Annotated in this window: 20 protein-coding genes; 17 read left to right on the forward strand and 3 right to left on the reverse strand. The window is 69.7% G+C overall.

Annotated elements, in window-relative coordinates; translation table 11 throughout:
- The first annotated feature begins 56 nt into the window (after positions 1–56).
- The 4 genes from pgsA to ACZ7M7_RS26075 all read left to right on the forward strand — a co-directional run bounded on the left by pgsA (position 57) and on the right by ACZ7M7_RS26075 (position 3,640).
- A complete protein-coding gene (gene pgsA / locus ACZ7M7_RS26060; RefSeq protein ID WP_383607957.1) occupies positions 57–803 on the forward strand; it encodes a phosphatidylinositol phosphate synthase in 747 nt (248 codons plus the stop codon).
- Complete coding sequence (locus ACZ7M7_RS26065) at positions 800–1,726, forward strand: phosphatidylinositol mannoside acyltransferase (protein WP_472120615.1); 927 nt, start codon at positions 800–802, stop codon at positions 1,724–1,726. The genes pgsA and ACZ7M7_RS26065 overlap by 4 nt, the downstream gene beginning before the upstream one ends.
- Positions 1,723–2,901 carry a glycosyltransferase family 4 protein gene (locus ACZ7M7_RS26070; protein ID WP_472120617.1) on the forward strand — a complete coding sequence of 393 codons (1,179 nt, stop codon included), beginning with the start codon at positions 1,723–1,725 and terminating at the stop codon, positions 2,899–2,901. Before ACZ7M7_RS26065 ends, ACZ7M7_RS26070 begins: the two co-directional genes overlap by 4 nt.
- Positions 2,902–3,097: 196 nt before the next feature.
- Positions 3,098–3,640 carry a LemA family protein gene (locus ACZ7M7_RS26075; RefSeq protein ID WP_383607861.1) on the forward strand — a complete coding sequence of 181 codons (543 nt, stop codon included), beginning with the start codon at positions 3,098–3,100 and terminating at the stop codon, positions 3,638–3,640.
- Here the strand turns inward: ACZ7M7_RS26075 and ACZ7M7_RS26080 are convergent.
- Positions 3,637–4,080, reverse strand: a complete 444-nt coding sequence (locus ACZ7M7_RS26080) for a VOC family protein (protein ID WP_472120619.1) — start codon at positions 4,078–4,080, stop codon at positions 3,637–3,639. The two genes, ACZ7M7_RS26075 and ACZ7M7_RS26080, sit on opposite strands and share 4 nt — an antisense overlap.
- Before the next feature lie 147 nt (positions 4,081–4,227).
- Between ACZ7M7_RS26080 and pdxS the strand changes: the two genes are divergently transcribed.
- The 11 genes from pdxS (at position 4,228) to relA (ending at position 16,152) form a co-directional block, all read left to right on the forward strand.
- Entirely contained in the window at positions 4,228–5,133 is a 906-nt protein-coding gene (gene pdxS, locus ACZ7M7_RS26085) for a pyridoxal 5'-phosphate synthase lyase subunit PdxS (RefSeq protein ID WP_328428971.1), read from the forward strand.
- Between the two features lie 13 nt (positions 5,134–5,146).
- On the forward strand, positions 5,147–5,755 hold the full coding sequence (pdxT, locus tag ACZ7M7_RS26090) for a pyridoxal 5'-phosphate synthase glutaminase subunit PdxT (protein WP_383607865.1): 609 nt from the start codon (positions 5,147–5,149) through the stop codon (positions 5,753–5,755).
- Positions 5,756–5,803: 48 nt separating this feature from the next.
- A complete protein-coding gene (locus tag ACZ7M7_RS26095) occupies positions 5,804–6,556 on the forward strand; it encodes a YebC/PmpR family DNA-binding transcriptional regulator (RefSeq protein WP_383607867.1) in 753 nt (250 codons plus the stop codon).
- 137 nt (positions 6,557–6,693) lie between these two features.
- Positions 6,694–7,233, forward strand: coding sequence for a crossover junction endodeoxyribonuclease RuvC (gene ruvC / locus ACZ7M7_RS26100; protein WP_472120622.1), 540 nt, complete (start codon positions 6,694–6,696; stop codon positions 7,231–7,233).
- Positions 7,230–7,835 (forward strand): Holliday junction branch migration protein RuvA, encoded by a 606-nt coding sequence (ruvA, locus tag ACZ7M7_RS26105; RefSeq protein ID WP_328882876.1) that lies wholly within the window; start codon positions 7,230–7,232, stop codon positions 7,833–7,835. Before ruvC ends, ruvA begins: the two co-directional genes overlap by 4 nt.
- A 100-nt stretch (positions 7,836–7,935) precedes the next feature.
- Positions 7,936–9,006, forward strand: a complete 1,071-nt coding sequence (gene ruvB, locus ACZ7M7_RS26110; RefSeq protein WP_472120624.1) for a Holliday junction branch migration DNA helicase RuvB — start codon at positions 7,936–7,938, stop codon at positions 9,004–9,006.
- A gap of 175 nt (positions 9,007–9,181) precedes the next feature.
- Entirely contained in the window at positions 9,182–9,697 is a 516-nt protein-coding gene (gene yajC, locus ACZ7M7_RS26115) for a preprotein translocase subunit YajC (RefSeq protein ID WP_472120626.1), read from the forward strand.
- A gap of 132 nt (positions 9,698–9,829) precedes the next feature.
- Entirely contained in the window at positions 9,830–11,590 is a 1,761-nt protein-coding gene (secD, locus tag ACZ7M7_RS26120; RefSeq protein WP_472120628.1) for a protein translocase subunit SecD, read from the forward strand.
- Between the two features lie 2 nt (positions 11,591–11,592).
- On the forward strand, positions 11,593–12,714 hold the full coding sequence (secF, locus tag ACZ7M7_RS26125) for a protein translocase subunit SecF (protein ID WP_472120787.1): 1,122 nt from the start codon (positions 11,593–11,595) through the stop codon (positions 12,712–12,714).
- On the forward strand, positions 12,711–13,250 hold the full coding sequence (locus ACZ7M7_RS26130) for an adenine phosphoribosyltransferase (protein WP_383629255.1): 540 nt from the start codon (positions 12,711–12,713) through the stop codon (positions 13,248–13,250). Before secF ends, ACZ7M7_RS26130 begins: the two co-directional genes overlap by 4 nt.
- Before the next feature lie 367 nt (positions 13,251–13,617).
- Entirely contained in the window at positions 13,618–16,152 is a 2,535-nt protein-coding gene (gene relA / locus ACZ7M7_RS26135) for a GTP pyrophosphokinase (protein ID WP_472120630.1), read from the forward strand.
- An 89-nt stretch (positions 16,153–16,241) separates the two neighbouring features.
- Here the strand turns inward: relA and ACZ7M7_RS26140 are convergent, their stop codons facing one another.
- Positions 16,242–17,471 carry a DUF349 domain-containing protein gene (locus ACZ7M7_RS26140; RefSeq protein WP_383607882.1) on the reverse strand — a complete coding sequence of 410 codons (1,230 nt, stop codon included), beginning with the start codon at positions 17,469–17,471 and terminating at the stop codon, positions 16,242–16,244.
- Positions 17,472–17,607: 136 nt separating this feature from the next.
- A complete protein-coding gene (locus tag ACZ7M7_RS26145; RefSeq protein WP_472120632.1) occupies positions 17,608–18,453 on the reverse strand; it encodes a peptidylprolyl isomerase in 846 nt (281 codons plus the stop codon).
- A 180-nt stretch (positions 18,454–18,633) separates the two neighbouring features.
- Here ACZ7M7_RS26145 and ACZ7M7_RS26150 point away from each other — a divergent pair, with 180 nt between their 5' ends.
- Complete coding sequence (locus tag ACZ7M7_RS26150; protein ID WP_328428983.1) at positions 18,634–19,341, forward strand: MBL fold metallo-hydrolase; 708 nt, start codon at positions 18,634–18,636, stop codon at positions 19,339–19,341.
- 12 nt (positions 19,342–19,353) lie between these two features.
- Positions 19,354–20,616: a histidine--tRNA ligase gene (gene hisS / locus ACZ7M7_RS26155; RefSeq protein ID WP_383607886.1), complete on the forward strand. Its 1,263-nt coding sequence runs from the start codon at positions 19,354–19,356 to the stop codon at positions 20,614–20,616.
- Positions 20,617–20,660 lie beyond the last annotated feature (44 nt).

Genomic DNA, 20,660 nt, shown 5'->3' on the forward strand with positions numbered 1-20,660 from the left:
CCCGCCGGACCCGGGTACGAGTGCCCGGCGGTCGCACTCACGCGCGCGTGACTACGATGGGCCAGCCGGTGGCCAGCAGGGGCCGCGGCGCCACACCGACCCTCGGGAAGGCCATGCTGAACAAGTACGCGCGTGCTTTCTTCACGCGTGTTCTCACACCGTTCGCCGCGTTTTTGATCCGGCGGGGCGTCAGCCCGGACACGGTCACGCTCATCGGCACCGCCGGTGTGGTCGCGGGCGCGCTGGTCTTCTACCCCATGGGCGAGTTCTTCTGGGGGACGGTCGTGATCACGCTCTTCGTGTTCTCCGACCTCGTCGACGGCAACATGGCCCGCCAGCTCGGCCGCTCCAGCCGCTGGGGTGCCTTCCTGGACTCCACGCTCGACCGGGTCGCCGACGGCGCGATCTTCGGCGGCTTCATCCTCTGGTACGCCGGTGGGGGCGACGACCTCGTCCTGTGCGCCGTCTCGATCTTCTGCCTGGCCAGCGGCCAGGTGGTGTCGTACACCAAGGCGCGCGGCGAGTCGATCGGACTGCCGGTCGCCGTCAACGGTCTCGTCGAGCGCGCCGAGCGCCTGGTGATCTCGCTGGTCGCGGCCGGCTTCGCGGGCCTGCACAAGTTCGGGGTACCGGGCATCCAGTACCTGCTGCCCGTCGCCCTGTGGATCGTCGCCGTCGGCAGCCTCGTCACGCTGATCCAGCGGGTCGTCACCGTCCGCCGCGAATCCGCCGAGGCGGAGGCCGCCGCGGACGCGCAGGACAAGGCGCAGGGAGCCTCCCAAGGGAGCGAGGCCGCGAAGTGAGCGCCCAGGACCGCCTCACGGACGCGCTGTACGGACTCGGCTGGGGCACCGTCAAGAAGCTCCCCGAGGCGGTGGCGGTACGGCTCGGCCGCACCATCGCCGACCTCGTCTGGAAGCAGCGGGGCAAGGGCGTCCAGCGGCTGGAGAGCAACTACGCGCGCGTGGTGCCCGACGCGACACCCGAGCGCCTCGCCGAGCTCTCGCGCGCGGGCATGCGGTCGTACCTGCGCTACTGGATGGAGTCCTTCCGGCTGCCCGCCTGGAGCGCCGAACGCGTCAAGGGCGGCTTCGACGTCAAGGACGTCCACTACCTGACCGACGGCCTGGCCGCCGGCAAGGGCGTGATACTCGCGCTGCCGCACCTGGCCAACTGGGACCTCGCCGGCGCCTGGGTCACCACCAAGCTCGAAACGCCCTTCACGACGGTTGCCGAGCGCCTGAAGCCCGAGACGCTCTACGACCGCTTCGTCGCCTATCGCGAGGGCCTCGGCATGGAGGTCCTGCCGCACAGCGGCGGCACCGCCTTCGGCATGCTGGCCCGCAGGCTGCGCGACGGCGGCCTGGTCTGCCTGGTCGCCGACCGCGACCTGTCCGCGTCCGGCGTCGAGGTCGACTTCTTCGGCGACACGGCCCGGATGCCCGCCGGCCCGGCGCTGCTGGCCCAGCAGACCGGGGCGCTCCTGCTGCCCGTCACGCTCTGGTACGACGACTCGCCCGTCATGCAGGGGCGGATCCATCCCCCGATCGAGGTACCCGAGACAGGTACCCGGACCGAGAAGACGTCTGTCATGACACAGGCGCTGGCCGACGCCTTCGCCACGGGGATCGCCGAACATCCGGAGGACTGGCACATGCTCCAGCGCTTGTGGCTCGCCGACCTGGAACCACGACCGGCCGACGGCCCGGCAGGAGAGCGTCCGTGAGGATCGGCATCGTCTGCCCGTACTCCTGGGACGTCCCGGGCGGCGTCCAGTTCCACATCCGCGACCTCGCCGAGTACTTCATCCGGCTCGGCCACGAGGTGTCCGTCCTGGCCCCGGCCGACGACGACACCCCGCTCCCGCCGTACGCCGTCTCGGCGGGCCGCGCGGTGCCGGTCCCGTACAACGGCTCGGTCGCCCGCCTTAACTTCGGTTTCCTCTCGGCGGCCCGGGTGCGCCGCTGGCTGCACGACGGCGCCTTCGACGTCATCCACATCCACGAGCCGACCTCGCCGTCCCTCGGCCTGCTGGCCTGCTGGGCGGCCCAGGGCCCGATCGTGGCCACCTTCCACACGTCCAACCCGCGCTCGCGGGCGATGATCGCCGCGTACGCCATCCTCCAGGCGGCCCTGGAGAAGATCAGCGCCCGGATCGCGGTGAGCGAGTACGCCCGGCGCACGCTGGTGGAACACCTCGGCGGCGACGCTGTCGTCATCCCCAACGGCGTCGATGTCGACTTCTTCGCCAAGGCCGAGCCCAACCCCGACTGGCAGGGCGACACGATCGGCTTCATCGGCCGCATCGACGAGCCCCGCAAGGGCCTGCCGGTCCTGATGAGGGCCCTGCCGAAGATCCTCGCCGCCCGCCCGCAGACCAGGCTCCTGGTGGCGGGCCGCGGGGACGAGGAGGAGGCGGTGGAGTCCCTGCCCGCCGAACTCCGCTCCCGCGTCGAGTTCCTCGGCATGATCAGCGACCGGGACAAGGCCCGCCTCCTGCGCAGCGTCGACCTGTACGTCGCTCCCAACACCGGCGGCGAGAGCTTCGGGATCATCCTGGTCGAGGCGATGTCGGCAGGCGCCCCCGTCCTCGCCTCGGACCTGGACGCCTTCGCCCAGGTGCTCGACCAGGGCGGGGCGGGCGAACTCTTCACCAACGAGGACGCGGACGCCCTGGCCGAGGCGGCGGTACGCCTCCTGGAGGACCCGGTCCGCCGGGCCGAGCTCCGCAAGCGGGGGAGCGTGCACGTACGCCGCTTCGACTGGTCGACCGTGGGGGCGGACATCCTGTCGGTATACGAGACGGTGACGGCGGGCGCGGCGGCGGTGGCCGCGGACGAGCGGACCGGGAGCGGTGGGGCCGGTGGGCTGCGGGCTCGGTTGGGGTTGGCGCGGGACTGAGGGCGAGTGAGCGCCGAGTTGTTTCAGGCTCCGGTCCCGGCAATTCAGCGCGTCCGGCGTTTGAGGACTAGGCCCATCAGGGCCGAAGCGGGGGTCCGGAGGCGGCAGCCCCCGGCGACGGTCGCACCGACACCCCGCACCAACACCGACGCCCCGCACGACACCCTGCTCAACCGGCGGAGCTAATGTGCCGCCCGTGACCGCAACTCTGATCTGGATCCTCGTAGTCCTCGTGGCGATCGGCCTCTACCTGAGCTGGACGGCAGGTCGCCTGGACCGGCTGCACGCCAGGATCGACGCGGCCCGCGCCGCACTCGACGCGCAACTGCTGCGCCGCGCCTCGGTGGCCCAGGAACTGGCCACCTCCGGTGTGCTGGATCCGGCCGCGTCGATCGTCCTGTACGAGGCCGCACATGCCGCCCGGCAGGCCGAGGAGGAGCAGCGGGAGGTCGCCGAGAGCGAACTGAGCCAGGCGCTGCGAGCCGTGTTCGCCGAGCCCCCGCAGGTGGAGGCCGTACGGGAGGCGCCCGGGGGCGAGGAAGCGGCCCGCGAGCTGACGGAGGCGGTCCGCCGGGTACCGATGGCCCGCCGCTTCCACAACGACGCCGTACGGGCGGCCAGGGCGCTGCGGCGCCACCGCAAGGTCCGCCTGTTCCGCCTGGCGGGCCACGCCCCCTTCCCGCTGGCCTTCGAGATGGACGACGAGCCCCCGGTGGCCCTGGCGGACCGGCCCGCCTAGGACGCGCCGAAGTCGGGGATCGTGAGGGAACCGTCGGCGGCGAGCGGGAAACCGGGGTTGTGCGCGATCTCCCACGCATGGCCGTCGGGGTCGACGAAGGCGCCGGAGTAGAAGCCGACGGCATTGGTGGCCGCTGGCTTGGTGACCGTCGCCCCGGCCCGTTCCGCGGCCGCGAGCAGCTCGTCGACCTCGGCGTCGGAGCGTACGTTGTGGGCCAGGGCGATCCCGCCGAAGCCGCCTGCCGTGCCTGCCGCGCTGTCGGTCAGCCCGCAGTCCAGCGCCAGCTTGTCGCGGCCCCACAGCACCAGGGCCAGCCCGCCCGCCTGGAAAAAGACGGTCTCCTCGACCTCCTGGCCCCGCCAGCCCAGGGCCGCGTAGAAGGCACGGGAGCGCGCCACATCGGAGACTCCCAGCGTGACCAGGCTGATGCGCTGTTCCATGGGATGGACACTAACGTGGCACGGACAGGGCGGCGCCCCGGCAGGCAAAACGATCCACCGCCTCACCATTGGCCCTTGAAGTGGCCCGTACACCTCACGTTTCCTCGATGCTTGCAGTAACCCTCTTTCACACAGCGAGGTCAACCCGTGTCCATCTCCGAAAACCAGGCCCCCGAGACCGGCACCGCACGCGTGAAGCGCGGCATGGCCGAGCAGCTCAAGGGCGGCGTGATCATGGACGTCGTCACGCCGGAGCAGGCGAAGATCGCCGAGGACGCGGGCGCCGTCGCCGTCATGGCCCTCGAGCGGGTCCCCGCCGACATCCGCAAGGACGGCGGCGTGGCCCGGATGTCCGACCCGGACATGATCGAGGGCATCATCGACGCCGTCTCGATCCCGGTCATGGCCAAGTCCCGCATCGGCCACTTCGTCGAGGCCCAGGTGCTGCAGTCCCTCGGCGTCGACTACATCGACGAGTCCGAGGTCCTCACCCCGGCCGACGAGGTCAACCACTCCGACAAGTTCGCCTTCACCACCCCGTTCGTCTGTGGTGCCACCAACCTCGGTGAGGCCCTGCGCCGCATCGCCGAGGGCGCGGCCATGATCCGCTCCAAGGGCGAGGCCGGCACCGGCAACGTCGTCGAGGCCGTCCGCCACCTGCGCCAGATCAAGAACGAGATCGCCAAGCTGCGCGGCTTCGACAACAACGAGCTGTACGCCGCCGCCAAGGACCTGCGTGCCCCGTACGAGCTGGTCAAGGAAGTCTCCGAGCTCGGCAAGCTCCCGGTGGTGCTGTTCTCCGCCGGTGGCGTGGCCACCCCGGCCGACGCCGCGCTGATGCGCCAGCTCGGCGCCGAGGGCGTTTTCGTCGGCTCCGGCATCTTCAAGTCGGGCGACCCGGCCAAGCGCGCCGCCGCCATCGTCAAGGCGACCACCTTCTTCGACGACCCGAAGATCATCGCGGACGCGTCCCGCAACCTCGGCGAGGCCATGGTCGGCATCAACTGCGACACCCTCCCCGAGACCGAGCGCTACGCCAACCGCGGCTGGTAAGGCACCACATCCCATGAGCAACACCCCCGTCATAGGCGTCCTGGCCCTGCAGGGCGACGTACGGGAGCACCTCATCGCCCTGGCCGCGGCAGACGTCGTGGCCAGGCCGGTGCGGCGCCCCGAAGAGCTCGCCGAGGTGGACGGCCTCGTCATCCCCGGCGGCGAGTCCACGACCATCTCCAAGCTGGCCGTCCTCTTCGGCGTGATGGAGCCCCTGCGCGCGCGTGTGCGGGGCGGCATGCCCGTCTACGGCACCTGCGCCGGCATGATCATGCTCGCCGACAAAATCCTCGACCCGCGCTCCGGACAGGAGACGATCGGCGGCATCGACATGATCGTGCGCCGCAACGCCTTCGGACGGCAGAACGAGTCCTTCGAAGCGGCGGTCGACGTCCAGGGCATCGCGGGCGATCCTGTGGAGGGCGTCTTCATCCGCGCCCCCTGGGTCGAGTCCGTGGGTGCCGAGGCCGAAGTCCTCGCCGAGCACGACGGCCACATCGTCGCGGTCCGCCAGGGCAACGCGCTCGCCACTTCGTTCCACCCGGAACTGACCGGCGACCACCGCGTGCACGGCCTGTTCGTCGACATGGTGCGCGCGAACCGGACAGCCGAGTCCTTGTAGGATCTCTGGCGTTCGTTCAAAGATGGGTTACGCGAAGGAGACAGGCAGATGTCCGGCCACTCTAAATGGGCTACGACGAAGCACAAGAAGGCCGTGATTGACGCCAAGCGCGGCAAGCTCTTCGCGAAGCTGATCAAGAACATCGAGGTCGCGGCCCGCATGGGTGGCGTTGACATCGAGGGCAACCCGACGCTGTACGACGCCATCCAGAAGGCGAAGAAGCAGTCGGTTCCGAACAAGAACATCGACTCCGCGGTCAAGCGTGGCGGCGGTCTCGAGGCCGGTGGCGCCGACTACGAGACGATCATGTACGAGGGCTACGGCCCGAACGGCGTCGCCGTGCTCATCGAGTGCCTGACGGACAACCGCAACCGCGCCGCCTCCGACGTCCGCGTCGCCATGACCCGCAACGGCGGCAACATGGCCGACCCGGGTTCGGTGTCGTACATGTTCAGCCGCAAGGGCGTCGTCATCGTCCCCAAGGGCGAGCTGTCCGAGGACGACGTCCTCGGCGCCGTCCTGGACGCCGGCGCCGAGGAGGTCAACGACCTCGGTGAGTCCTTCGAGGTCATCAGCGAGGCCACCGACCTGGTCGCGGTCCGCACCGCCCTTCAGGAGGCCGGCATCGACTACGACTCCGCCGACTCCAGCTTCGTGCCCTCCGTCCAGGTCGAGCTGGACGAGGAGGGCGCCAAGAAGATCTTCAAGCTGATCGACGCGCTCGAGGACAGCGACGACGTGCAGAACGTCTTCGCCAACTTCGATGTCAGCGACGAGATCATGGAGAAGGTCGACGCATAACGCTGCCGCGAGCTGAACGGGCTCAACGGGCCGACGGGGCACACCCGTCGGCCCGTCGCTTTGCCGGGAGTTGCTGCCCGGCGTTGTCGGTGGCACCCGATAGCCTGCACAAACAGGCGATCGATGGGAGGGGCGCGGTGCGCGTACTGGGGGTGGACCCGGGGCTGACCCGATGCGGAGTCGGCGTGGTCGAGGGCGTCGCCGGACGCCCGCTCACCATGGTCGGCGTCGGCGTCGTACGGACGCCCGTGGACGCCGAGTTGGGACACCGCCTCGTCGCCATCGAGCAGGGCATCGAGCAGTGGCTGGACGAGTACCGGCCCGAAGTCGTCGCCGTGGAGCGGGTGTTCAGCCAGCACAACGTCCGTACGGTGATGGGCACCGCCCAGGCCAGCGCCGTCGCCATGCTGTGCGCCGCCCGCCGCGGCATCCCCGTCGCGCTGCACACCCCCAGCGAGGTCAAGGCCGCCGTCACCGGCAGCGGTCGCGCCGACAAGGCCCAGGTCGGTGCCATGGTCACCCGCCTGCTGCGGCTCAGCGCCCCGCCCAAGCCCGCCGACGCCGCCGACGCCCTCGCGCTCGCCATCTGCCACATCTGGCGCGCCCCCGCGCAGAACCGACTCCAGCAGGCCGTCGCCCTGCATACAGCCAAAGCACCGAAAGGCCGTACGGCATGATCGCCTTCGTCAGTGGCACTGTGGCCGCACTCGCTCCGGACGCCGCGGTCGTCGAGGTGGGCGGAGTCGGCATGGCCGTCCAGTGCACGCCGAACACCCTGTCCACCCTGCGCCTCGGCAAGCCCGCAAAGCTGCACACCTCGCTGGTGGTCCGGGAGGACTCCCTCACGCTGTACGGCTTCGCGGACGACGACGAACGGCAGACGTTCGAGCTGCTCCAGACCGCGAGCGGAGTGGGCCCGCGCCTGGCCCAGGCGATGCTGGCGGTGCACTCGCCCGACGCGCTGCGCCGAGCCGTCGCGACCGCCGACGAGAAGTCACTCACCGCCGTCCCCGGCATCGGCAAGAAGGGCGCCCAGAAGCTGCTGCTGGAGCTGAAGGACCGCCTGGGCGAGCCCATCGGCGCGCCTGCGGTGGGCGCCCCGGTCACCCAGGGCTGGCGCGACCAGCTGCACGCCGCCCTGATCGGCCTCGGGTACGCGACGCGTGAGGCGGACGAGGCGGTCGCCGCGGTGGCTCCGCAGGCCGAGGCCGCCGAGGGCACGCCCCAGGTGGGGCAGCTGCTGAAGGCCGCGCTTCAGACCCTGAACAGAGCCCGCTGAATCGAGCGACGCCCCGGAAGGGCCCGAAGGCGCCGTTCCGGGGACGCCCTGATGCTCGTACGATCCACCCGACCGCGACAGCGACCGCGAGGCACACTTCATGAACTGGGACGACACCACCGACACCCCCGCCCCCGAGCGGCTCGTCGGTGCGTCCGCCGACCGTGAGGACCAGGCCGTAGAGGCCGCGCTGCGCCCGAAGGACCTGGACGAGTTCATCGGCCAGGAGAAGGTCCGCGAACAGCTCGACCTCGTGCTGCGCGCCGCACGCGCGCGTGGCGCCACCGCCGACCACGTGCTGCTCTCCGGCGCCCCCGGCCTCGGCAAGACCACCCTCTCGATGATCATCGCGGCCGAGATGGGCGCCCCCATCCGCATCACCAGCGGCCCCGCCATCCAGCACGCCGGCGATCTCGCCGCGATCCTCTCCTCCCTGCAGGAGGGCGAGGTCCTCTTCCTCGACGAGATCCACCGCATGTCCCGGCCCGCCGAGGAGATGCTGTACATGGCGATGGAGGACTTCCGCGTCGACGTCATCGTCGGCAAGGGGCCGGGTGCCACCGCCATCCCGCTGGAGCTGCCCCCGTTCACCCTGGTCGGCGCCACCACGCGCGCGGGCCTGCTGCCGCCCCCGCTGCGCGACCGCTTCGGCTTCACCGCGCACATGGAGTTCTACGAGCCCGTCGAGCTGGAGCGCGTCATCCACCGCTCGGCCAACCTCCTCGAGGTGGAGATCGACGCCGACGGCGCCGCCGAGGTCGCCGGCCGCTCCCGCGGCACACCCCGTATCGCCAACCGCCTGCTGCGCCGGGTCCGCGACTACGCCCAGGTCAAGGCCGACGGGATCATCACGAGGGACATCGCCGCGGCCGCCCTCGCCGTCTACGAGGTCGACGAGCGCGGGCTGGACCGCCTCGACCGCGGCGTCCTGGAGGCCCTGCTGAAACTGTTCGGCGGTGGCCCGGTCGGCCTGTCCACGCTCGCCGTCGCGGTGGGGGAGGAGCGCGAGACGGTCGAGGAGGTCGCCGAACCCTTCCTCGTAAGGGAGGGCCTGCTCGCCCGCACCCCGCGCGGCCGGGTCGCCACCCCGGCGGCATGGGCGCATCTCGGCCTCACCCCGCCGGGCTCGCACATTGGGGGAAACGGACAACAGGACCTGTTCGGGACGTGACGGCCCGGTCACGGCGAGCACAGTGGCCGGAGCAGGAACCCCAGTGCCATGCTGAGCGTTGTTCCATGCGCGGAGACTCGCTTAGACTCCGCCGATGCCGCCTATGTCGGCGGCACACATACCCCCAACCATCAGGCCGCTCACCATCGCGGTCGTGTGAAGGAAGTTCCGACCCGTGAGTCTCGTGACCCTCCTCCCGTTCATCGTGCTCATCGGGGCCATGTTCCTGATGACCCGGTCGGCCAAGAAGAAGCAGCAGCAGGCCGCCAACATGCGGAACCAGATGCAGCCCGGATCCGGCGTCCGCACCATCGGTGGGATGTACGCCACCGTCAAGGAGGTCAGCGAAGACACGGTCCTCGTTGACGCCGGCCCGGGCGTGGAGCTTCTCTTCGCCAAGAACGCGATCGGTGCCGTCCTCTCCGACGACGAGTACAACCGCATCGTGCACGGCATCGAGCACGACCTGAAGTCCGACGTCGTCCCGGACGACGCCTCCTCCCTCACCGAGGCCGACGAGCCCGCCGCTGCCGCCGCCTCCGACGAGAAGTCCGTCGACCTTGGTAAGAAGGACGCGAAGGACGAGAAGGACGCGAAGGACGAGGTCGAGGAGCCGTCCGACGCCATGGCCGCCGAGGCGAAGACGGACGACGAGCCGAAGAAGACCGAGGGCGACACCGACGCGAAGTAGCGATGCTCCGGGGCGCGCGGGCCACGCCTGCGCGCCCCCGCGCATGCTGAGCTCGCACGGGATCCCGACACCATGTCATGGCCGCCCGCCTGTTGATCCGGAGCGAGGCGGCCCGAGAGGGAGTACGAGAAGGTGGCAGCACCTAAGAAGGGCCGGAACGCGAGCGCCCAGAGCAAGCCAGGGCGCTCGCTGGCCCTCATCCTGATCGCCATCGCGGCGCTCACCGGAGGGATGTTCGCCTCGGGGCACACCACTCCGCGACTCGGTATCGACCTGGCCGGCGGCACGAGCATCACGCTTCGCGCGGTCGCCGAGCCCGGCCAGGAATCCGCGATCAACAAGACCAACATGGACACCGCGGTCGAGATCATGGAGCGCCGTGTCAATGGTCTTGGTGTCTCGGAGTCCGAGGTTCAGACCCAGGGCGACAAGAACATCATCGTCAACATCCCCAAGGGCACGAACTCCAAGGAAGCCCGGGCCCAGGTAGGCACCACCGCCAAGCTGTACTTCCGGCCGGTCGTCGCCACGGAGGTGTCGGGTGGCGGTGCGACCCCCACCCCCTCACCGAGCGCCTCCAGCAGCGCGTCGGGTGACTCCACCGAGAAGGCGACCTCCTCGGCCTCCCCCTCCGGGTCCACCAGCCCCTCGGCGAGCTCCACCACGCAGGGCCGCGCGGTCACCGACGCCCTGAAGGCCGACCCGACGCCGTCCACGAGTGCCTCCGCCAGCGGCTCCCCGTCCGCTAGCAGCACCCCCTCCGGCGACGCCTCGACCAGCAAGCTCGAAGCTCAGTACGCCGCGCTGGACTGCTCGAAGAAGGCGGCCCGCGCCAAGGCCGGTGACGGCGCCAAGCCCACCGACCCCACCGTCGCCTGCGGTCAGAACTCGCAGGGCCAGTGGCAGAAGTACATCCTCGGCCCCGCCGAGGTCGACGGCACGGACGTCAAGAGCGCCGAGGCCGTCTTCCAGACGACGACCGGCGCCGGCTGGACCGTGAACATGAAGTTCACGGGCGAGGGCAGCAAGAAGTTCGCCGCCACCACCGGCAAGCTGGCCAAGAACCAGTCCCCGCAGAACCAGTTCGCCATCGTGCTGGACGGTGAGGTCGTCTCCGACCCGTTCGTCCGCGAAGCCCTGACGGGTGGCAGCGCCGAGATCTCCGGCAACTTCAACCAGGAATCGGCGCAGAGCCTCGCCAACATGCTGTCGTACGGCGCCCTGCCGCTGTCCTTCCAGGAGGACAGCGTCACCACGGTGACCGCCGCGCTCGGTGGTGAGCAGCTGAAGGCCGGCCTGATCGCCGGTGCGATCGGTCTCGCCCTGGTCGTCATCTACCTGCTGGTCTACTACCGCGGCCTGTCGCTGATCGCGATCCTCTCGCTGCTGATCTCCGCGGTCCTGACCTACACGATCATGTCGCTGCTCGGCCCGACCATCGGCTTCGCGCTGAACCTGCCGGCCGTCTGCGGTGCCATCGTCGCCATCGGCATCACAGCGGACTCGTTCATCGTGTACTTCGAACGCGTCCGGGACGAGATCCGCGAGGGCCGCTCGCTGCGGCCCGCCGTCGAGCGTGCCTGGCCGCGCGCCCGGCGCACCATCCTGGTCTCCGACTTCGTTTCGTTCCTCGCCGCCGCGGTGCTCTTCATCGTGACCGTCGGCAAGGTCCAGGGCTTCGCGTTCACGCTCGGCCTCACCACCCTGCTCGACGTGGTCGTCGTGTTCCTGTTCACCAAGCCGCTGCTGACGCTCATGGCCCGCAGCAAGTTCTTCTCCAGTGGCCACAGCTGGTCCGGTCTCGACCCCAAGCGACTGGGCGCCAAGCCGCCGCTGCGCCGTAACCGCCGTCCCGCCCACCCCGCCGGCCCTGTCGACCCGAAGGAGGCGTGAGTATGTCGAAGCTCGGCAACCTCGGCGCCCGACTGCACCGTGGCGAGGTCGGCTACGACTTCGTCGGCAACCGCAAGCTCTGGTACGGCCTCTCGATCCTGATCACCATCACGGCCATCGTCGGCCTGGCGGTGCGCGGCCTGAACATGGGCATCGAGTTCCAGGGCGGGGCCGTCTTCAACACCCCGAAGACCAGTGTCTCGGTGTCCCAGGCCCAGGAGTACGCGGAAGAGGCGTCCGGCCACGACGCGATCGTCCAGAAGCTCGGCGACGGCGACGAGTCCACGCTGCGCATCCAGGTCGCGGGCATCGACACCACGCAGGCCAACAAGGTCTCGGCGGAGCTGGCGGAGAAGCTCGGCGTCGAGGAGAGCGACGTCACCGGCGAGCTGGTCGGCCCCAGCTGGGGTGAGCAGATCGCCAACAAGGCCTGGCAGGGCCTCGGGATCTTCCTGGTCCTTGTGGTGATCTATCTGGCGATCGCGTTCGAGTGGCGTATGGCACTCGCGGCGTTCGTCGCGCTGATCCACGACATCACGATCACGGTCGGCATCTACGCCCTCGTCGGATTCGAGGTCACACCGGGCACGGTGATCGGTCTGCTGACGATCCTCGGTTACTCGCTCTACGACACGGTCGTCGTCTTCGACAGCCTCAAGGAGCAGACGAAGGACATCACGAAACAGACCCGCTGGACCTACAGCGACATCGCGAACCGCTCGATCAACAGCACCCTGGTCCGCTCCGTCAACACCACCGTGGTCGCGCTGCTGCCGGTGGGGGGCCTGCTGTTCATCGGTGGCGGGTTCCTCGGCGCGGGCATGCTCAACGACATCTCGCTGTCGCTGTTCGTCGGTCTCGCCGCCGGTGCGTACTCCTCGATCTTCATCGCCACGCCGCTCGTCGCCGACCTCAAGGAGCGCGAGCCGCAGATGAAGGCCCTGAGGAAGCGCGTCCTCGCCAAGCGGGCACAGTCCGCGCAGGGCGAGTCCCCGGACGCCCCGGCCGGCGACGAGCTGCTGGACGACGAGCCCGAGGACGCCACCCCCGCGGTGGTCGGGCCGCGCAACCAGCCCTCGTCCCGCAACCGGGGCCGTGGCCGACCCTCGGGGAAGCGGCGATGACGGACATCAAAGAGCTGCTGCTCAGCCGTATCCGTGACGTGGCGGACTACCCGGAGCCGGGCGTGACGTTCAAGGACATCACCCCGCTCCTGGCGGACCCGGCGGCGTTCACGGCGCTCACCGACGCGCTGGCCGAGATCGCCGGGAACACCGGTGCCACGAAGATCGTCGGCCTGGAGGCCCGCGGTTTCATCCTCGGAGCTCCGGTCGCCGTCCGCGCGGGCGTCGGCTTCATCCCCGTACGCAAGGCCGGCAAGCTCCCCGGAGCGACCCTCAGCCAGGCGTACGACCTGGAGTACGGCTCCGCGGAGATCGAGGTCCACGCCGAGGACCTGGCTGCCGGTGATCGTGTCCTCGTCATCGACGACGTCCTCGCGACGGGCGGCACCGCGGAGGCCTCGGTCCAGCTGATCCGCCGGGCCGGCGCCGAGGTGGCCGGCCTGGCCGTCCTCATGGAACTCGGCTTCCTCGGCGGCCGAGCCCGCCTGGAACCGACCCTGGCCGGCGCTCCACTGGAGTCACTGCTGACGGTCTGATCCGAGGAACCTCCACAGCAGCACCGGATGCCGCGCACCTGCACGACAGGGGCGCGGCATCCGGTATGCCGGGCCCAGCAGCCGCCCGCCCCGACCCCCCTCCGCCGGTGGCGTGAAACCCCCGCTGCCCGATGCATGCGGGTCGTGCGGGAGAGGCGTACGCGACCCCCGTGGCAGGCCTGTGCAACCCCCGCGCCACCGTCCGGACACCGTCCTGACCGGCCCCGCGGAATCCGGCGGCAGCCTCTTGCGTTTCTCCGGTAGACGGTCCTCACATCCGGCTGCAGGCGATCCCGGGGCGCAGGATCGCTACCATGGGGTCTCCGGAGCCTGACCGGGGGACCCGGATCGCGCACGAGGAGCCCTCTTGCCAGACGAGGCCCAGCACCTGACCGCCGCCAAGCCCGAGTCCGCCTCGGCGCCCGCGGCGAAGCCCGCGCCGAACGCGTCACACGCGAAGAACGACGCGCGAGGGCCGGTCGAGCATGCCCAGTCCGCGCCCGTCGACAAGCCGGCCGAGCAGACGCGACCCAAGCCCGCCCCGCCCGAGCGCCCGGCACCGGCAGTGCGCCCGAACACCGGCCAGCCCGCCCGCACCGGCTCCTCCAACCGCGTCCGTGCCCGCCTCGCCCGTCTCGGCGTCCAGCGCTCCAACCCGTACAACCCGGTGCTGGAGCCGCTGCTGCGCATAGTGCGCAGCAATGACCCGAAGATCGAGACCGCCACGCTCCGCCAGATCGAGAAGGCCTACCAGGTCGCCGAGCGCTGGCACCGCGGCCAGAAGCGCAAGAGCGGCGACCCGTACATCACGCACCCCCTCGCCGTCACCACCATCCTCGCCGAGCTGGGTATGGATCCGGCCACCCTGATGGCGGGCCTGCTGCACGACACCGTCGAGGACACCGAGTACGGCCTCGACCAGCTCCGCCGTGACTTCGGCGACTCCGTGGCTCTGCTCGTAGACGGTGTCACCAAGCTCGACAAGGTCAAGTTCGGCGAGGCCGCGCAGGCCGAGACCGTGCGCAAGATGGTCGTGGCGATGGCCAAGGACCCCCGCGTCCTGGTCATCAAGCTCGCCGACCGCCTGCACAACATGCGCACCATGCGTTACCTCAAGCGCGAGAAGCAGGAGAAGAAGGCGCGCGAGACGCTCGAGATCTACGCGCCGCTCGCTCACCGCCTCGGCATGAACACCATCAAGTGGGAACTGGAGGACCTCGCCTTCGCGATCCTCTACCCCAAGATGTACGACGAGATCGTACGGCTGGTGGCCGAGCGGGCACCGAAGCGTGACGAGTATCTGGCCATAGTGACCGACGAGGTCCAGCAGGACCTGCGGGCCGCCCGCATCAAGGCGACCGTCACCGGCCGCCCGAAGCACTACTACAGCGTTTACCAGAAGATGATTGTCCGCGGCCGCGACTTCGCGGAGATCTACGACCTCGTGGGGATTCGTGTACTTGTCGACACGGTCCGCGACTGTTACGCCGCCCTCGGCACCGTGCACGCGCGATGGAATCCGGTCCCCGGCCGGTTCAAGGACTACATCGCGATGCCCAAGTTCAACATGTACCAATCGCTGCACACGACGGTCATCGGCCCCAACGGCAAGCCGGTCGAACTCCAGATCCGTACGTTCGACATGCACCGCCGCGCCGAGTACGGCATCGCCGCGCACTGGAAGTACAAGCAGGAAGCCGTCGCCGGCGCCTCCAAGGTGCGCTCCGACGCGCCCAAGTCGTCCGGCAAGGGCAAGGACGACCACCTCAACGACATGGCGTGGCTGCGACAGCTCCTGGACTGGCAGAAGGAGACCGAGGACCCGGGCGAGTTCCTGGAGTCCCTGCGCTTCGACCTGTCCCGCAACGAGGTCTTCGTCTTCACTCCGAAGGGCGACGTCATAGCGCTCCCCGCGGGCGCCACCCCGGTCGACTTCGCGTACGCGGTCCACACCGAGGTCGGCCACCGCACCATAGGAGCGCGGGTCAACGGCAGGCTCGTACCGCTCGAATCCACCCTGGACAACGGCGACTTGGTGGAGGTCTTCACCTCCAAGGCAGCCGGCGCGGGCCCCTCCCGCGACTGGCTCGGCTTCGTGAAGTCGCCACGCGCCCGCAACAAGATCCGGGCCTGGTTCTCCAAGGAGCGCCGCGACGAGGCGATCGAGCAGGGCAAGGACGCCATCGTCCGGGCGATGCGCAAGCAGAACCTGCCGATCCAGCGCATCCTGACCGGCGACTCGCTCGTCACGCTCGCCCACGAGATGCGCTATGCGGACATCTCCGCGCTGTACGCGGCGATCGGCGAGGGCCATGTCTCCGCACAGAACATCGTGCAGAAGCTCGTCCAGGCCCTCGGCGGCGAGGAAGCCGCCACCGAGGAGATCGACGAGACGGTCCCGCCGGCCCGCGGCCGCAGCCGCAAGCGCCGCTCCAGCGCCGATCCGGGCGTGATCGTCAAGGGCGTCGAGGACGTCTGGGTCAAGCTGGCCCGCTGCTGTACGCCCGTACCCGGCGATCCGATCATCGGCTTCGTCACGCGCGGTAGCGGAGTATCGGTTCACCGCAGCGACTGCGTGAACGTGGAGTCACTGTCCCGCGAGCCCGAGCGCATCCTCGAGGTCGAGTGGGCGCCCACCCAGTCCTCGGTCTTCCTGGTCGCCATCCAGGTCGAGGCCCTGGACCGCTCCCGGCTCCTCTCGGACGTCACGCGCGTCCTGTCCGACCAGCACGTCAACATCCTCTCCGCGGCCGTCCAGACCTCCCGCGACCGCGTCGCCACGTCCCGCTTCACCTTCGAGATGGGCGACCCGAAGCACCTCGGGCACGTCCTGAAGGCGGTCAGGGGCGTCGAGGGCGTCTACGACGTGTACCGGGTGACTTCGGCGCGCAACCGGTCGTAGACCGCCGTACAGGAACGAGGAAACCGCCGTACAGGAACGAAAGAAGGGGCTCCCCGCGGGGAGCCCCTTCTCGCTTGAACCGACCGGTGTCAGCCGCCGAACTCGTGAAGACCCTTCAGCGCCTGGTCCAGCAGTGCCTGGCGGCCCTCCAGCTCACGCTCCAGCTTGTCGGCCTTGGCGTTGTTGCCCTGGGCGCGGGCCTGCTCGATCTGGCCCCTCAGCTTGTCCACGGCCGCCTGGAGCTGACCGGTCAGCCCCTCGGCACGCGCGCGTGCCTCCGGGTTGGTCCGGCGCCACTCGTTCTCCTCGGCGTCCTGGATGGCCCGCTCGACGGCGTGCATCCGGCCCTCGACCTTCGGGCGGGCGTCGCGCGGCACATGCCCGATGGCCTCCCAGCGCTCGTTGATCGAGCGGAAGGCGGCACGCGTGCCCTTCAAGTCGCCGATCGGCAGAAGCTTCTCGGCCTCCTCGGCCAGCTCCTCCTTCAGCTTCAGGTTCTCGGACTGCTCGGCGTCCCGCTCGGCGAAGACCGAGCTACGGGCGGCGAAGAAGATGTCCTGGGCGCCGCGGAAGCGGTTCCACAGGTCGTCCTCGTGCTCGCGCTGGGCGCGGCCCGCGGCCTTCCACTCCGACATCAGGTCGCGGTAGCGCGCCGCCGTCGGACCCCAGTCGGTCGACCCGGACAGCGACTCGGCCTCGGCGACCAGCCGCTCCTTGGTCTTGCGGGCCTCCTCGCGCTGCGCGTCCAGCTGCGCGAAGTGCGCCTTGCGGCGCTTGGAGAACGCCGACCGGGCGTGCGAGAAGCGGTGCCACAGCTCGTCGTCCGACTTGCGGTCGAGCCGCGGCAGACCCTTCCAGGTGTCCACCAGGGCACGCAGCCGCTCACCGGCGGCCCGCCACTGATCGGACTGCGCCAGCTCCTCGGCCTCGGTGACCAGCGCCTCCTTGGAGTGCCGGGCCTCGTCGGACTGCTTCGCCCGCTGCTGCTTGCGCTCCTCGCGGCGCTTGTCGACCGTCTCGACCAGCTTGTCCAGCCGGGTCTTCAGAGCGTCGAGATCGCCGACCGCGTGATGGGCGTCGACCTGCTCACGGATGTGGTCGATCGCGGTCTGCGCGTCCTTCGCCGACAGGTCGGTGGTCTTTACTCGCTTCTCGAGGAGGCCGATCTCGACAACCAGGCCCTCGTACTTGCGCTCGAAATAGGCCAGCGCCTCTTCAGGAGTGCCTGCCTGCCAAGAGCCGACAACCTGCTCGCCGTCGGCCGTACGCACGTACACGGTCCCCGTCTCGTCGACGCGGCCCCACGGGTCGCTGCTCACAGCGCCTCCTCCACATGATGCCTGCGAGGGGCTTGTGTTCCCCCGGGCATCGTCCACAGTTTCGTCACGGCCAACATAGGCGACCGGCGGGTTGCCTGTCCGCATCCCGCGCGACCGAAATTTCGCAGTTGAGCGGTCAGGATTTCGTGATCGTCGCCTTGTTGATCACGACCGTCGCATTGGGTGCGGTGTTGCCGGTCGTGGGGTCGGCGGGCTGGGCTCCGGCCTCCGCGATCTTCTTGAGAACCTTCATCCCGGCCTCGGACACGGTACCGAACGGTGTGTAGTCGGGCGGCAGCTGACTGTCCTGGTAGACGAGGAAGAACTGGCTGCCTCCAGTGTTGCGTCCCTCCTTCGTCTGTGCGTTGTACTGGTTGGCCATCGCGACCGTGCCCGCCGGGTACACACCGCCCTTGAGGCTCTTGTCCTTGAGGTTCTCGTCCGGAATCGTGTATCCCGGTCCGCCCATTCCGGTGCCCTGCGGGTCGCCGCACTGCAGGACGTAGATACCGCTGTCGGTCAGCCGGTGGCACTTGGAGTGGTCGAAGTAGCCCTTGCCCGCGAGGAAGTCGAACGAGTTCACGGTGTGCGGGGCGGCCGACGCCTTCAGTGCGATGTCTATGTCACCGCACGTCGTCGCGAGCTTCATCGTGTACTTCGCCGACTTGTCGACGGTCAGCTCCGGCTCCTTCTTCCAGGTCGCCGTCTTGACCTTGCCCGCCGCGGGCTTCTCGCACGGGTCCGGGGCCTTGCTGGTCGGAGTGGGGCTGACCTCCGCGCCCGCGTTCTCCTTCTTGGTGCCGTCGTCCTTGAGTACCCCGGTCGTGTACAGCGCGAGGCTGCCGATGACGACCACTCCGAGCACCGACGCGATCACCGAGTTGCGCATCCGCGTCTTGCGTCGGGCGGACGTGCGCCGCTGCTGCTGTCGCAAGAACTTCTCCCGGGCGAGCTGACGCCGCCGCTGTTCCTGGCTGACCACCGGGTTTTCTCCTCATGCGTCGTGGGTGTCGACCGGTACGCGCGCGTCCGGTGAGCCGACTGCCTGCGTGTGCCCCGTACCGTATATGGGTTCGCTGAGGAATCGGCAGCGCCGGTAGGCTCTGACGTCAGGCGGAGCCCGCCGACAAACCACCCGTGTCCACACAAACGAAGGACGATCGTGCTCATTGCCGGGTTCCCCGCCGGGGCCTGGGGGACGAACTGCTATCTCGTCGCCCCCGCCGCCGGTGAGGAGTGCGTGATCATCGACCCGGGCCACGAGGCGGCCCCAGGAGTCGAGGAAGCGCTGAAGAAGCATCGGCTCAAGCCCGTCGCCGTCGTCCTCACCCACGGCCACCTCGACCACGTGGCGTCGGTCGTCCCCGTGTGCGGTGCGCACGACGTGCCGGCCTGGATCCACCCCGAGGACCGGTACATGATGAGCGACCCCGAGAAGGCGCTCGGCCGGTCCATCGGCATGCAGCTGATGGGCGAGTTGACCGTCGGGGAGCCGGACGACGTCAAGGAGCTGACCGACGGCGCGAAGCTGGCGCTGGCGGGGATGGAGCTCACCGTTGCGCACGCGCCCGGCCATACCAAGGGGTCGGTGACCTTCGGCCTGCCCGAGGCGGCGGACATCCCGCCGATCCTGTTCTCGGGCGACCTCCTGTTCGCCGGCTCCATCGGACGCACCGACCTGCCCGGCGGTGACATGGCCGAGATCCTCGACTCGCTGGCCCGCGTGTGCCTGCCGCTCGACGACTCGACCGTGGTGCTGTCCGGCCACGGCCCCCAGACGACCATCGGCCAGGAGCGCGCCACCAACCCCTATCTGCGGCAGGTGGCCGCCGGCCCGGGAGCCCCCGAGGCTCCCCGACGAGGAATGTGACGAGAGACTTCCGTGAGCACGTTTCAAGCACCCAAGGGCACGTACGACCTGATCCCGCCGGACTCCGCCAGGTATCTGGCCGTCCGCGAGGCGATCGCGGCTCCCCTGCGCAACTCCGGCTACGGCTACATCGAGACGCCCGGCTTCGAGAGCGTCGAGCTGTTCGCACGCGGCGTGGGCGAGTCCACCGACATCGTGACCAAGGAGATGTACGCCTTCGAGACCAAGGGTGGCGACAAGCTCGCCCTGCGCCCCGAGGGCACGGCCTCGGTCCTGCGTGCGGCTCTGGAGGCCAACCTGCACAAGGCGGGCAACCTCCCGGTCAAGCTCTGGTACTCCGGCTCCTATTACCGCTACGAGCGCCCCCAGAAGGGCCGTTACAGGCACTTCTCCCAGGTGGGCGCCGAGGCGCTCGGTGCCGAGGACCCGGCGCTGGACGCCGAGTTGATCATCCTGGCCGACCAGGCCTACCGCTCGCTGGGTCTGAGCAACTTCCGCATCCTGCTCAACAGCCTGGGCGACCAGGAGTGCCGTCCGGTCTACCGGGCCGCGCTCCAGGACTTCCTGCGCGGCCTCGACCTGGACGAGGACACCCTGCGCCGGGCGGAGATCAACCCGCTGCGTGTCCTGGACGACAAGCGCGAGTCGGTCCAGAAGCAGCTCGGGGACGCCCCGCTGCTGCGCGACTACCTCTGCGACGCCTGCAAGGCGTACCACGAGGAGGTCCGCGAGCTGATCACCGCGGCCGGCGTCGCCTTCGAGGACGACCCGAAGCTGGTGCGCGGTCTGGACTACTACACGCGTACGACGTTCGAGTTCGTCCACGACGGTCTGGGTTCCCAGTCCGCGGTGGGCGGCGGCGGCCGCTACGACGGACTGTCCGAGATGATCGGTGGTCCCGCGCTGCCGTCCGTCGGCTGGGCGCTCGGCGTCGACCGCACGGTGCTCGCCCTGGAGGCGGAGGGCGTGGAGCTCCAACTCCCGTCGTCCACCAGCGTGTTCGCGGTACCACTCGGCGAGGAGGCCCGCCGGGTGCTGTTCGCCAAGGTCACCGAGCTGCGCAAGGTCGGCATCGCGGCGGACTTCTCGTACGGCAACAAGGGCCTCAAGGGCGCGATGAAGAACGCCAACCGCAGTGGCGCCCGGTACACGATCGTCGCCGGCGAGCGTGACCTCGCCGAGGGCGTCGTCCAGCTCAAGGACATGGAGTCCGGCGAGCAGGCGGCCGTCGGCGTCAACGAGATCGTGGCCGAACTGGAAGCCCGACTGGGCTGAGTTCGGACAGGTTCGGAAAGGGCGGGCACCCCTTCGGTGCCCGC

Source organism: Streptomyces sp. NPDC111606, from assembly GCF_055656945.1.